Origin of the sequence: Bifidobacterium sp. B4081 (assembly GCF_026537335.1) — a bacterium.
Classification (GTDB): domain Bacteria; phylum Actinomycetota; class Actinomycetes; order Actinomycetales; family Bifidobacteriaceae; genus Bombiscardovia.
The window spans coordinates 953,501-966,453 of record NZ_JAFNMM010000001.1; the positions used below are offsets into that span (position 1 = coordinate 953,501).

Below are 12,953 nucleotides of genomic sequence, written 5' to 3' on the forward strand. Positions count from 1 at the left end.
ACGGAAATAATCATAGCATCTTGGGCGGAATCACGCACTGAGCGATTGGGGGAGCGTGTCGTCATGGAGAGTGCTTTTTCGGCGGCGGGCTGTAGCCTAACACCATGACTGCACCCCTCTTCCTGCTGGATCCCGATCACGATGATTCCCCACTGGCCAGCGATGAGCTCCATGCTGGCTGGCGTCTGACTCTGCCCGAGCACGTTTGTCGCCATGCCTTGGGTTCCATGAGGCTGAGGAACGGGGACCAGCTGGATCTATCAGACGGGAGCGGACTGCGCATCAGCGCCCTGGTCAGAGATGCCTCAACCGGCCTGGTGGAGGTCACCGCTGTGGGCCGGCAGGCGCCTCCCGAGAAAGAACTGATTCTGGTCCAGGCCCTGGCTAAGGGCGGCAGGGACGAGCAAGCCATAGATATGGCCACCCAGATCGGCGTGGATAAAGTGATGCCCTGGCAGGCTGATCGGTCCATAGCCAAATGGAGGCCAGGCCGCAACGACCGGCACTGGCAGGCCGTCTTGGAAGCAGCCACTGAGCAGAGCCGGAGGGCCTACCGTCCTCGGCTGCTGGGCAAGGTGGACAGCCGTGGTCTGGGCGCCTGGTGTCGGAAGGCGACCGATGAGGGAGGCCTGGTCCTGGTGCTGCACCAGGACGCCGACCTTGGTTGGGATGCGGTCCGCAAACGCGTAGACAAGCTGCCAGAGAGCTCGTCGGTCGCCGTGGTTGTGGGTCCTGAAGGCGGAATTGCCGATCAGGAGGTCCAGACCATGATAAGGGAGGGGGCCCTGGCAGTCCGGTTGGGGGACAATATCCTCCGGGCTGCCCTGGCTGGACCTGTGGCCCTGACCCTGCTGGCGGACATGCTGGGTCGCTGGAAGTCAGAGGCCCCTGAGCCCAGCGCATGAAGTCGCACGCAATATACATCCTCGACAATAAGATGGAAAACAGCGAAAACACCAAAAACAGCAATTTCGGCAAACAGTAAGGAAGCAAGGAGTGGTCATGAGCGATGACGATCGACAGGAGGACTGCATTTTCTGCAGAATCGTGGCAGGGGAGGTCCCCAGCGAAAAGGTCTATGAGGATGAGACCGTCTACGCTTTCAAGGATGCCAACCCCAAGGCCGCCGTCCATGTCCTGATCGTCCCGCGTCACCACTATGCGTCGGTGGCCGACCTGGCCAAAGCTGATCCTGACACTCTGGCCCACATCGTCCAGGTGGCGCAGCAGATCGCCGATCAGGACTATCATGGAGCCTACCGGCTGATTTTCAACACGGGGGAGGATGCCGGCCAATCAGTCTTCCATGTCCACGCACACGTCCTGACCGGACAGGTGTTGCCCGAGTGATGCCCGTGTTCACCATCGTCATCGTGCAGGAAGGGAATCCGTGGCGGTAACTACGCGAACCCTGGAGATTCCGGAGGGGATCGACCCGGTTCAGGTGCTGGGGCCGGAGGATGCAGTCATCGACAGGATTGAGCGCGCCTTCCCGGCAGTGTCCATCCTGGTTCGTGGCAACCAGATCATGCTGCAGGCTCAGGACCGGCAGGGGGACGTTCAGGCGGCTCAAATACGGGATCTGCTGACCGAACTCATGCAGACAGCCGACCAGGTCCCAGTGGATGCCGATCAGGTGGGGCGAATACTGGACCATCGCCGCTTGGGGACGGCCGACGCAGCCGATTACTCCCCTCCAGAAGGGCGGACAATTAACATTACAGACCGCAATTATCAGGAGACAGCCATTGCAGAGTCCGAGGGGGACAACACACTGGAAGGCATCAGCCAACTCCGCCAGGCGGCCCCCGCTGCAGTTCGTCGCCGCCCTCTGACCCAGGCCTCCAAGGGTCCGATCAGGCCCAAGACTGCTGGCCAGTCTGCTTACGTGGCCGCCATTGAAACGCATACCATCACTTTCGGCATCGGCCCGGCCGGCACCGGTAAGACCTATCTGGCGGTGGCCAAGGCTGTGCAGGAATTCCGGGCCGGGCGCATCGGGCGTATCATTCTGACCAGGCCTGCCGTGGAGGCGGGGGAGAGCCTGGGCTTCCTGCCTGGCACCCTCAATGAGAAGGTAGACCCCTATCTGCGGCCCCTCTACGATGCCCTGGCTGACATGCTGGGCACCTCGCGGCTCCATCGGCTTCTGGCTGATGAGACCATTGAGGTTGCCCCGTTGGCCTACATGCGCGGGCGTACCCTGAACGATGCCTTTGTGATCCTGGACGAAGCGCAAAACACCACCCGCAGGCAGATGAAGATGTTCTTGACCCGTCTTGGATTCAACACCAAGATGGTCATTACCGGCGACGTCACCCAGGTGGATCTGGGCGGGCCCGCATCTGGTTTGGCCACTATAGAACAGGTGCTGCACGGCATCAACGATATTGCCTTCGTACACCTGCAGGCGGCCGATGTTGTGCGCAACCGACTGGTTGGGCAGATTGTCCGGGCCTACGACCGTGCCGATCAAGCCAGCAACCGGGGACGGGAGCAGGCATGAGCGTAGAAGTGACCAACGAGACCCAATGGCTGATCGATGCCAAGACCTTCTCCGACTTGGGGGTGTGGGTACTGGACCAGATGCGGGTGAGCACCCAGTCCGACATGACCATCATCTTCAACGATCCCGAGCCCATGGCGGTGCTGCATGAGCGCTGGATGAACCTGGACGGTCCTACCGATGTCATGAGCTTTCCCATGGACGAGCTGCGCCCCGGCGATGAAAACCATCGGCAGGAGGGAATCCTGGGCGATATCGTCATCTGCCCCTGGGTGGCGGCGCAGCAGGCCTTGGCAGCCGGCCATTCCACCATGGAGGAGATGCTGTTGCTGGCCATCCACGGTACCCTGCATCTGCTGGGGTATGACCACGTCAGCAGGGAGCAGGAGGCGCAGATGTTTGGATTGCAGCGCCAACTCCTGTTGACCTTTTTGGCCCTGCGCCAGGGGCCCATCACGGATGCCGCGCTGCCGGCCGGGGCCACCAATGCTCTGGAGATCTATGAGCGGTACGGCCGCGAAGCCCATCAGGGAGGCAAATCCCATGAGTGAGCGGACCATCGCCGCCCTGGTGATCATGGCTTTGGCCGTAATCGCCCTGGTCGTGCTCTCTCTGGCGCTTGCCGAGGCCCAGGGTGCACTCAACCGGGTGACCCGATCCAGTCTCAACAATTTGATCTTGGGCTTGCAGACCGATCAGGAACTCAGCCAGTTCTCTAGGATGAAGCGAATCGACCGTATTCATCGGGCCCAGAGTCTGATCTCCCAACGGCAGGTGACCGGAAGCGCCTGTGCCTTTTTCCGCATCATTTGCGACATCATGGTCGGCGTCCTGGTGGCCAGCATGGCTGCTCTTGGCGGCCTGTCCCTCTGGGAGCAGCTGCTGTGTGGAGTGGTCATGGCCATCCTGGTGGCCGCCGTCTCCGTCACTCTGGGTCCGCATGGCCGCTCCCGCCAGCCTATGGAAACGCTGCTCAAGCACGTGCGTCTGGTCGGGCTGGCCGTTCTTCTGACGCCTTTCAAGCGTCGGCGGCAGGCTGAGGCCCGTTCCCGCAAAAACCATCGTGGCGACCTTTCTGACGACGAGGAACTGGAGAAGATCCAGATCGAACAGGGCCGTGCCATGGTCGACCAGCTGGTGGAGGCCGGCGCCTTCGATCCGGAGATCTCCGAGATGCTGAAGAACGTGCTGACCCTGTCGACTACGCTTACCCGGGAGATCATGGTTCCTCGCACCGATATGATCTGCATCTCCAAGGATGCCACTTTGGATTCGGCCCTGAAGCTCTTCTCCCGGTCGGGATTCTCCCGCATTCCTGCCATTGGCGACGACGTGGATGACCTGGTCGGCATCGTCTACTTGAAGGATGTGGTCCGCGCCCTGGCCTTTAGCCGTAAGGGCGACAGATCGATCGCCTCCATCATCCGTCGGCCCGTCCTGGTGCCTGAATCCAAGCCGGTGGACGACCTCTTCCACTACATGCAGCGCTCCCGCCACCACCTGGCTGTGGTCGTGGACGAATACGGGGGCATCGCCGGCTTGGTCACCATTGAGGACGCCATCGAGCAGATCGTGGGGGAGCTGGAGGACGAGCATGACCAGGTCCAGCACGATGAGCCCAAGCAGATCGGCCCACACACCTGGCGGTTGCCGGTCCGCACGCCCATTGCCGACCTGGAGGAGCTCTACGAGATCACCATCGACGAGGACGATGTGGATACGGTCTATGGCCTGCTGACCAAGCTGCTGGGCTCCGTGCCAGTCTCAGGCTCATCGGCAGTGACCCGAGGAATCAGGCTGACCGCAGGAGAAGCCGTGGGTCGCCGCAAGAAGATCGCCACCATCGTGGTCGAGCCAGCCAACGGATCCAGCATCGCCCTGGAGGACGGTGTAGGGCAAGAAGACCAACAGGCCGACGGGGATCAACCCGGGCAGGGCAGTCAGGAGAATTCATGACCAAGGAAGAACACAGTGATGCCAAGGCGCCGGTCCACCGATCGGGGTTTGTGGCAGTAGTAGGCCGACCCAATGTGGGCAAGTCCACGCTCATGAACGCCCTGGTAGGCAGGCCCATCGCCATCGCCTCCTCCCGGCCGGAGACCACCCGCAAGGCTATTCGAGGGATTATGACCCGCCCTGAGGCCCAGGTGGTCTTGGTGGATACCCCGGGCATTCACCGTCCGCGCACCCTGCTGGGCCAGCGGCTCAACGACGTGGTGGAGGCCTCCCTGTCGGACGTGGACGCCATTGCTTTTTTGTTGCCTGCCGACCAAGCCATAGGCCCTGGCGACCGTCGCATTCTCAGCCGGCTGCGGTCCGACTTCGCCCGCAAGGACAAGGACGGCAAGTGGATCTGGCGAAAGCCCCTGATCGCCATAGTGACCAAGATCGACCAACTGGGCAAGAGCCAGCTGGTGGACAAGCTTCTGGAGATTGGCGCCTTTGCAGACTTCTCTCAGATCGTTCCGGTCAGTGCCATGGAGGCTGACAACGTGGACGAGGTGGCACAGGTTTTGATTGATGCCATGCCCGAGGGCCCCCAGCTCTACCCTGACGACCAGCTGACCGAGGAGCGTCCAGAAGATATGATCGCCGAGATGGTTCGCGGAGCCTACCTGGAAGAGCTCAACGACGAGCTACCCCATTCCCTGGCCGTCCGTGTGGAGTCCATCGAACCGGATCCGGAGGGCGGACGCGACACAGTTCAGATCGGCATTTATGTAGAGCGCGACTCCCAGAAGCCCATCGTCATCGGGCGTGGGGCCGAGCATCTGGTGCGGGTGAAGAAAAAGCTGCGTACTGCCGTCAACCGGACCATGGGTCGCAAGGTCCGGTTGGATCTGCACGTCAAGGTGGCCCGCAACTGGCAGACCGACCCCAGGCAGCTGGATCGCCTGGGGTTCTGATCGTGCTCAGCGGCGGGGTGCCGGGGTGCGCTTGGCCGTGTACATCCGGGTGTTCAGCAGGTCGGCATAGCGCTCGATGACCTTGGGCCGGATCACCTTCATGGATGGTGTCATCAGCCCGTTGTCCTGGGTGAACTCCTCGGGCAGAATGATGAATTTGCGCACCGATTCGGCCCGTGAGACGCCCTCATTGGCCCGGTCCACATACTCCTGGACTTCGGCCCGTACCACGGCGTTCTGCGCCGCCTCCTGCAGGGACATGTTGCGATCCAGCCCCTTGGATGCCAGCCAGGGCCGCAGGGCGGACTCGTTCAGGGTGACCAGGGCAGAAATGAAGGGGCGCTTGTCGCCCAGAACCAGAGCCTGGGAGACGATCTCGGAACGTTCGATGACCTCCTCGATGGGCCTGGGGGAGACGTTCTTGCCTCCGGCCGTGATGATCAGGTCCTTCTTGCGCCCGGTCAGGAAGAGGAACCCGTCTCGGGAGAGCCGCCCCAAGTCGCCTGTGGCGTACCAGCCGTCCCCAGTGAAGGAATCGCGGGTGGCCTCCTCGTTCTTGTGGTAGCTGTGGAATACGCAGACGCCCTTGATCTGCACCTCGCCGTCCGATGCGATGCGGATGGTGAATCCCGGGAAGGGGATGCCCACCGAGCCCCTGTGGTAGGGGGTGCCCAGAGGGTTGAAGGCGCAGGGCGCAGTGGTCTCAGTCAGGCCGTAGCCCTCATAGACCGGGACATTGGAGCCGCGGAAGAACCCCAGCAGCTCCGGGTCCAGAGGAGCGCCTCCGGAGACGATCCACTTGGCCCGTCCGCCCATGACTTGGCGTAGGGAAGAGTAGACCAGCGGGTCGTAGAGGGCTCTCCGCAGGGCGCTTCGCCTGGTTGGCCAGCCTTGGCGAGAGATGTCCTCCATATAGGTGCGTGCCGCCCGAGCAGCTCCGTTAAAGATTCTGCCCTTGATACCGTGCCCGGCCTTCTGGGAGGCGGCGTTGTAGACCTTCTCGAAAACCCTGGGCACGCCGATAATGACTGTAGGCTTGGACTCCTGCAGGTCGGACAGCAGGGTTGCCAGTCCAGAGGATATGTACACGTGCATGGTTCCGTAGACGACCCCGTAGCTGATGGCCCGAGCGAAGGTGTGTGCCTGGGGCAGGAAAAGCAGGATGGATCCATCCGGGTCAAGGGTCAGATTGGGGATGAAGGCGTTCAGGTTTCTGGCCAGTTGGCAGTAATGCTCATGGGTCATCTCCACGCCCTTGGGCGCCGCCGTGGAACCCGAGGTGTAGACGATGGAGCAGAGGTCAGTCTTGTGGATGGAGTTGATCCGCTCGTCAAGCTCGGTGTCGCTGACCGGCTCCCCGTAGGCCTGCAGCTCCTGCAGGGCCCCGGACTCCAGACAGGCGATCCGCTCCAGGGTAGGGCAGTCCTTGTCGGCCCCCTCGGCCTTGGCGCGCATCTCTGCGGTCTGCACCACCAGCAGCCTGGCGTCGGAGTTGTTGACGATGAATCGAATCTGCTCGGCCGAATCGGTGTCGTAGATGGTGGCGATGACCCCGCCGATGGACAGGACTGCGGCATCTACGATGTCCCACTCGTAGCTGGTCCTGCACATGAAGGCCACGGCATCGCCCTTCTTCAGCCCATAGTGCAAGAAGCCCTTGGCGGTGGTTCTGATGTCATGCAGGATCTCACGGCCGGTCCGGTAGGTCCAGCTGCCGTTCTCTACGAAGTGCAGAACCGGCTGGTCGGGGGTGCGGCGGGCCCGGTCGGCGTAGATGTCATAGACAGTCATGTCGTCTGGCACCGGTCCCATGCCGGCGGTGGTGGCCGAAAGCAGCCCCGAGGCTGGATCCATGCGCGTGGTGGTGGCGTAGTCGGCCGACCAGAAATGCGTGTTGGGCAGGGCGAGTGACTCCTCGGCGGCCCGGGGGGAGGCCTGTGACGGATCCCCATTCTCCTCGCCAGTCGGTCCCTCCCCATGACCCACTTGGTGTGCCATAAAAGATTTGGCCGATGCTAGTAACGACACGTTGTCTCCTTCAATAATCGCGGGATATGTCCAGAATAGCCGCCTACTTGGAAAAGGGCAGGCTGGGTGCTAAAGTACATATGTTGCTTTGGCGAGGGAGGATTCATGGCCTCCGTTATCGACTCGGCTGGATCATCGGCGGCCTTTCCTTATGGGCGGTCCGGAATCCGACGCGGCGATGCGCCAGGACCGGCCCAGGTCGGTCTTGAGGAACCACTCAAGGAAGGAAGCCAGCATGGCTAACACAATTAAGCTCGATGGCGAAGTCCGCGACAAATTCGGCAAGGGAGCGGCACGCCGCATGCGCGTGGCCCAGCAGATTCCCGCCACCATCTACGCCGGCGGCGCCCAGCCCGACTACATCAAGCTGCCCATGCGCGAGACCACTCTGGCCCTGCGTCGCGCCAACGCCCTCTTCTCCATCAGCTTCGGCGGACAGACCAAGACGGCCGTGGTCAAGGACGTGCAGCGCAACCCGGTCAAGCGCCAGGTGGAGCACATCGACTTCTACGAGGTCCGCGCCGGCGAGAAGGTCACCGTGGAGGTGCCTGTCTTCGTCAGCGGCGAGACCAAGGGCGCCGCCGTGGCGCTGGTCGACACCCAGAACCTGCAGGTCAGGGCTGACGTGTCCAACCTGCCCGAGCGCATCGACATCAGCGTGGAGGGCCTGTCCGAGGGCGACAAGATCCTGGCAAAGGACGTCAAGCTGCCCGAGGGCTCCGAGCTGGTCATCGACGATATGGAGGATTCCATCGTCTCAGTCGAGATCCCCAAGGAGGAGAGCCTGGAGACCCCCTCCGAGGAGACCGAACAGGCCGATGCGGAAGCTGCTCCGGAGGCCGACGCCCAGGGCGAGTGAACCCAGAGTTCCGTTCTATAAGGCCGTGGGATCATCACGATCCTGCGGCCTTTTTGTCTGAGACGGTCACTATGCGAAATGCGCCGGACAGGTTTGGGTCTGCCTATGCGATAGTTCGGGTACCGGGCATCGCCATAAGCATCGCACCCGAGCAACCAGATACAGCAGCAAGAAGAAGTGGTAGATAATGGCAGAGCAATCACATCACGACCCGAAGGCACTCAATGAGTTGGCGGACGCTTTCCAGGTCATTCCCAACGATCATCCAGCCTCTGACGAGGAACGTGCCCGGCTGATTGACAAGCCCGCCTTCGGCCAGCTTTTCTCAGACAACATGGCCCACATGGGATGGACCTCGGATGACGGCTGGAAGGATCGCAGGGTTGAGCCCTACGGGCCGCTGAGCCTTGATCCAGGTGCCTCGGTGCTTCACTATGCCCAGGAGGCCTTCGAGGGGCTCAAGGCCTACTACCACGACGATGGTTCTATCTGGCTCTTTCGGCCCGATGCCAACGCCCAGCGCTTCTACAACTCAGCCAAGCGCCTGGCCCTGCCCCCGCTCGAGCCCAATGACTTCCTAGGATCGGTCGCGGCCCTGGTCCGCCGTGACGCAGACTGGGTGCCCAAGCGGCGCGAGTACACGCTCTATATGCGCCCCTATATGTTCGCCTCCGAGCCCTTCCTGGGCGTGCGCGCTCCGCATGCGGTGGACTATTGCGTCATCGCCTCGCCCTCGGGACCATACTTCGCCGGCGGTGTCAAGCCGGTCAGCATCTGGGTGGAGGACAAGTGGTTCCGCACCGGCCCCGGCGGCACAGGTTTTGCCAAGTGCGGCGGCAACTATGCGGCCTCCCTGCTGGGTGAGAACCGCGGTGCCGAGCACGGCTGCGAGCAGGTCTGCTTCGTCGATGCGGCCACCAAGACCTACCTGGAGGAGCTGGGCGGCATGAACATGTTCACCGTCCACAAGGACGGACACCTGGAGACCCCCAGCCTGACCGGAACCATTCTGCCCGGCGTCACCCGCAACTCCCTGATCGCTCTGGCACAGGACAACGGCAGGGACGTGACGGAAACCATGATCCGTCTGGACACCCTGCTGGATGACATCCGCTCGGGCGAGGTCACCGAGGTGTTCGCCTGCGGGACTGCTGCCATCATCACCCCGATCGGGCGCTTCAAGTCCGAGAACTTCGACGTTCAGGTGGCCGACGGAGGCTCGGGCGAGGTCACCATGAACTTGCGCAACGAGCTCCTGGGCATCCAGCTGGGCGAGATCGAGGATCCGCACGACTGGATGTGGAAGGTCTGCTGAACGCTGAACCCATGCCTGCCTGGCAGGTCTTAAGAGGAAGGCGGCGCAGGGCGACATTTTGCCCTGCGCCGCCTTCCGTTATCTTTGTGGCCTTGCGCACATCATCGGCCTGTTCAGCTGTGGGGTTGGCTAATCTATAGACAGACTTGAGTGCGGGGCGATTCCGGGAGGAGAAGCGCGGGATGAAGACGGCCTTGGAGGGGAACCTCATCTTCATGGTCATCGAGTACCTGGGCATCTTCAGCTGCGGGCTTTCGGGCGGTCTGGCTGCCGTCCGCAAGGGTTACGACATCATCGCCATCCTTTTGGTTTCATGGATCAGCGCTCTGGGCGGCGGAGTGGTCCGTGATGTCCTGCTGGGCCAGGTGCCCCCCAGCGGCATCACCGACAAGGGCTCGTTCATCGTCACCCTGGCATCAGGCCTGGTGGTGGCTGTCGCCCATCCCGAGATCAGCAGGATGACCTGGTCCATGCTGGTCACCGATGCCATGGCGCTGGGATCCTTCGCCGTCAACGGGACCGCCAAGGCACTGATGTGCGGAACCGGCGGCATGACAGCCATCTTCATGGGCATGGCCACGGCCCTGGTCGGGGGGCTCCTTCGAGACATCCTTCTCAACCAGGTGCTTGCAGTCATCCAGGACCAGCACTGGTACGCGCTGCCTTCCCTGATCGGCTGCTTGCTGACCCTGGCCTCCGCGCGCGCCCGGCAGCATGGGCTATATCCGGTCCGGGTCGACATGGCTCTGGACCTGGCCATCGTGGCCCTGGTGGTCGTCCTGCGCATCATCTCGGTAAAATTCGACATCCTGGTGCCTGGGGCAATGGACCGGCGCTCGGCCCGGCTGCCGCTCAACGATGCCCAGCTGACCATGGCCATCCGGCATCTGATGCGCGGCCGGTCGGACATCAGCGTCACCATCCAGCACGACGACGAGGATGCCAACGAGAATTCAAAAGGGGAGCCGGGCGTCAAAAAGGGCCGGTGATCCAAGCGCTTGGATCACCGGCCCTTGTGGGGCGCTTCAGAGGGCGTTGACGGCGTTGGCCAGACCGGACTTGCGGTTGGCGGCCTGGTTGCGGTGGATTACACCCTTGCCGGCGGCCTTGTCCAGACGGCGGGCGGCCACCTGGTAGGCAGCCTGAGCGGCCTCCTTGTCACCGGCATCCACGGCCTTGCGCACGGAACGCACGGAGGTCTTGATCGCGCTCTTGACCTCCTTGTTGCGCAGGTGCGCCTTTTCGTTGGTGATGACCCGCTTCTTCTGCGACTTGATGTTTGCCAATGTTGCTCCAAACGATGAATGTATCTGTACAGACAAACCACCATACTAGCACCTGACCGCGAGAAGAACCCTCCTGGAGCGGGCGCTTCGGCCCAGGGCATCGTCTAGAATCGTTAGACCAGACGTACGTGAGGAGAGCAGACCGGTGCAGGAAGCCAAGAACCAACCAGGATTCACCGACCAATCGCTGATCCGCAACTTCTGCATCATCGCCCACATCGATCACGGCAAATCCACGGTGGCCGACCGGATCCTGCAGCTGAGCGGGATTGTGCCCAAGCGCGAGATGCACGATCGGTTCCTGGACAGGATGGACATCGAACAGGAGCGCGGCATCACCATCAAGTCCCAAGCCGTTCGCCTGCCCTGGGTCAAGGATGGCGTCGAATACACCCTGGGCATGATTGACACCCCTGGCCATGTGGACTTCACCTACGAGGTCTCCCGGGCCCTGGAGGCCTGCGAGGGCGCGGTTCTGCTGGTGGACGCCACCCAGGGCATCGAGGCGCAGACCCTCTCCAACCTGTATATGGCCCTGGAGGATGACCTGACCATCATCCCCGTCCTCAACAAGATCGACCTGCCTTCGGCCGAGCCGGACAAGCACGCCGAGGAGATCGCCAATCTGATCGGCTGCTCCACGGACGAGGTGCTCCGGGTGTCCGGCAAAACCGGCCAGGGGATCCGCGAGCTGGTGGATCGGATCGTGGACCAGGTGCCGGCCCCCAAAGGGGATCCCAAGGCCCCAGCCCGTGCCCTCATCTTCGACTCGGTCTACGACTCCTACCGGGGAATCGTCACCTACATAAGAATGGTGGACGGCGAACTCAAGGAGCGTCAGAAGATCCGCATGATGGGCCGGGGGACCGTGCACGACCCCATCGAACTGGGCGTGATCAGCCCCGACATGACCCCCACGAAGGCCCTGGGGGCCGGGGAGGTCGGCTACGTGATCACAGGCGTCAAGGACGTCAGCCAGTCCAAGGTGGGCGACACCGTCACCACCGAGTCCAACCCGGCCAAGGAGCCCTTGCCTGGCTATCAGGACCCCCAGCCCATGGTTTATTCCGGGCTCTTCCCCATCGACAACGCCCAGTTCCCCGAGCTGCGCGACGCCCTGGACAAGCTCAAGCTCAACGATGCCGCCCTGGTCTACGAGCCGGAGACCTCCGTGGCCCTTGGCTTCGGCTTCCGCTGCGGCTTCCTGGGGCTTCTGCACATGGAGATCGTCACCGAGCGCCTGAGCAGGGAGTTCGGCATGGATCTGATCGCCACGGCCCCCAACGTCACCTACCAGGTGACTATGGAGGACGGCAGCGAGCACACGGTGACCAACCCCAGCGAGTTCCCCGATGGCAAGGTTCGCCAGATTCTGGAGCCCGTGGTCAGCGCCGACATCATCACTCCTAAGGAGTTCATCGGACCGGTCATGGAGCTCTGCCAGGACCATCGCGGGCAGATGGGAACCATGGAGTACCTGAGCCCCGAGCGCGTCGAGATGCACTACCGCATGCCCCTGGCCGAGATCGTCTTCGACTTCTTCGACCAGCTGAAGAGCCGGACCAAGGGCTACGCCAGCCTGGACTACCAGCCCGACGGCACTCAGTCCGCCGACCTGGTCAAGGTGGACATCCTCATCCAGGGGGAGAAGATCGATGCCTTCTCGGCCATCGTCCACAAGGACAAGGCCTACGCCTACGGGGTGATGATGACCAAGAAACTGCGCAAGCTGATTCCGCGCCAGCAGTTCGAGATCCCCATCCAAGCGGCCATAGGATCGCGGATTATCGCTCGCGAGACCATCAGCGCCCTGCGCAAGGACGTGCTGGCCAAGTGCTACGGGGGCGACATCACCCGCAAGCGCAAGCTGCTCGAAAAGCAGAAGGCCGGCAAGAAGCGCATGAAGATGCTGGGACATGTCGAAGTGCCCCAGGAGGCCTTCATCGCCGCCCTGAGCACGGGCCAGGCCCAGGATAGGGACACCAAGGACAAGATCCGGGCTGCCGCCAAGAAGGAGGGCTGAACGGGTGGGATCCTACCAGGTCTACATCCA

13 protein-coding genes are annotated in these 12,953 nt (G+C 62.4%); 11 read left to right on the forward strand and 2 right to left on the reverse strand.

Annotated features, from left to right (window positions below; translation table 11 throughout):
• The first annotated feature begins 104 nt into the window (after positions 1-104).
• The 6 genes from J3T92_RS04210 to era all read left to right on the forward strand — a co-directional run bounded on the left by J3T92_RS04210 (position 105) and on the right by era (position 5,412).
• A complete protein-coding gene (locus J3T92_RS04210; RefSeq protein ID WP_267399887.1) occupies positions 105-905 on the forward strand; it encodes a 16S rRNA (uracil(1498)-N(3))-methyltransferase in 801 nt (266 codons plus the stop codon).
• Between the two features lie 97 nt (positions 906-1,002).
• Complete coding sequence (locus J3T92_RS04215; protein WP_267399889.1) at positions 1,003-1,350, forward strand: histidine triad nucleotide-binding protein; 348 nt, start codon at positions 1,003-1,005, stop codon at positions 1,348-1,350.
• Positions 1,351-1,390: 40 nt separating this feature from the next.
• The gene (locus J3T92_RS04220; protein ID WP_267399890.1) at positions 1,391-2,506 is read left to right on the forward strand and encodes a PhoH family protein; all 1,116 of its coding nucleotides are present in this window, start codon (positions 1,391-1,393) and stop codon (positions 2,504-2,506) included.
• Positions 2,503-3,057 (forward strand): rRNA maturation RNase YbeY, encoded by a 555-nt coding sequence (gene ybeY / locus J3T92_RS04225; protein WP_267399891.1) that lies wholly within the window; start codon positions 2,503-2,505, stop codon positions 3,055-3,057. The genes J3T92_RS04220 and ybeY overlap by 4 nt, the downstream gene beginning before the upstream one ends.
• Positions 3,050-4,462, forward strand: coding sequence for a hemolysin family protein (locus J3T92_RS04230; RefSeq protein WP_267399892.1), 1,413 nt, complete (start codon positions 3,050-3,052; stop codon positions 4,460-4,462). The genes ybeY and J3T92_RS04230 overlap by 8 nt, the downstream gene beginning before the upstream one ends.
• Positions 4,459-5,412: a GTPase Era gene (era, locus tag J3T92_RS04235; RefSeq protein ID WP_220235883.1), complete on the forward strand. Its 954-nt coding sequence runs from the start codon at positions 4,459-4,461 to the stop codon at positions 5,410-5,412. Before J3T92_RS04230 ends, era begins: the two co-directional genes overlap by 4 nt.
• A gap of 6 nt (positions 5,413-5,418) precedes the next feature.
• On the opposite strand, the gene J3T92_RS04240 is transcribed toward era, so the two are convergent.
• The gene (locus J3T92_RS04240) at positions 5,419-7,410 is read right to left on the reverse strand and encodes an AMP-dependent synthetase/ligase (RefSeq protein ID WP_267399893.1); all 1,992 of its coding nucleotides are present in this window, start codon (positions 7,408-7,410) and stop codon (positions 5,419-5,421) included.
• Between the two features lie 135 nt (positions 7,411-7,545).
• On the opposite strand from J3T92_RS04240, the gene J3T92_RS04245 reads away from it, so the two are divergent.
• From J3T92_RS04245 to J3T92_RS04260, 4 genes are all read left to right on the forward strand, one after another.
• Positions 7,546-7,683 carry a hypothetical protein gene (locus J3T92_RS04245; RefSeq protein WP_267399894.1) on the forward strand — a complete coding sequence of 46 codons (138 nt, stop codon included), beginning with the start codon at positions 7,546-7,548 and terminating at the stop codon, positions 7,681-7,683.
• Positions 7,676-8,299 carry a 50S ribosomal protein L25/general stress protein Ctc gene (locus J3T92_RS04250; RefSeq protein WP_267399895.1) on the forward strand — a complete coding sequence of 208 codons (624 nt, stop codon included), beginning with the start codon at positions 7,676-7,678 and terminating at the stop codon, positions 8,297-8,299. The genes J3T92_RS04245 and J3T92_RS04250 overlap by 8 nt, the downstream gene beginning before the upstream one ends.
• 187 nt (positions 8,300-8,486) lie before the next feature.
• A complete protein-coding gene (locus tag J3T92_RS04255; protein ID WP_267399896.1) occupies positions 8,487-9,614 on the forward strand; it encodes a branched-chain amino acid aminotransferase in 1,128 nt (375 codons plus the stop codon).
• Between the two features lie 182 nt (positions 9,615-9,796).
• Positions 9,797-10,603 (forward strand): trimeric intracellular cation channel family protein, encoded by an 807-nt coding sequence (locus J3T92_RS04260; protein WP_267399897.1) that lies wholly within the window; start codon positions 9,797-9,799, stop codon positions 10,601-10,603.
• Positions 10,604-10,639: 36 nt separating this feature from the next.
• Here the strand turns inward: J3T92_RS04260 and rpsT are convergent, their stop codons facing one another.
• Positions 10,640-10,900 (reverse strand): 30S ribosomal protein S20, encoded by a 261-nt coding sequence (gene rpsT / locus J3T92_RS04265; protein WP_015021872.1) that lies wholly within the window; start codon positions 10,898-10,900, stop codon positions 10,640-10,642.
• Positions 10,901-11,045: 145 nt separating this feature from the next.
• Between rpsT and lepA the strand changes: the two genes are divergently transcribed.
• Positions 11,046-12,923 carry a translation elongation factor 4 gene (lepA, locus tag J3T92_RS04270; RefSeq protein ID WP_267399898.1) on the forward strand — a complete coding sequence of 626 codons (1,878 nt, stop codon included), beginning with the start codon at positions 11,046-11,048 and terminating at the stop codon, positions 12,921-12,923.
• Positions 12,924-12,953 lie beyond the last annotated feature (30 nt).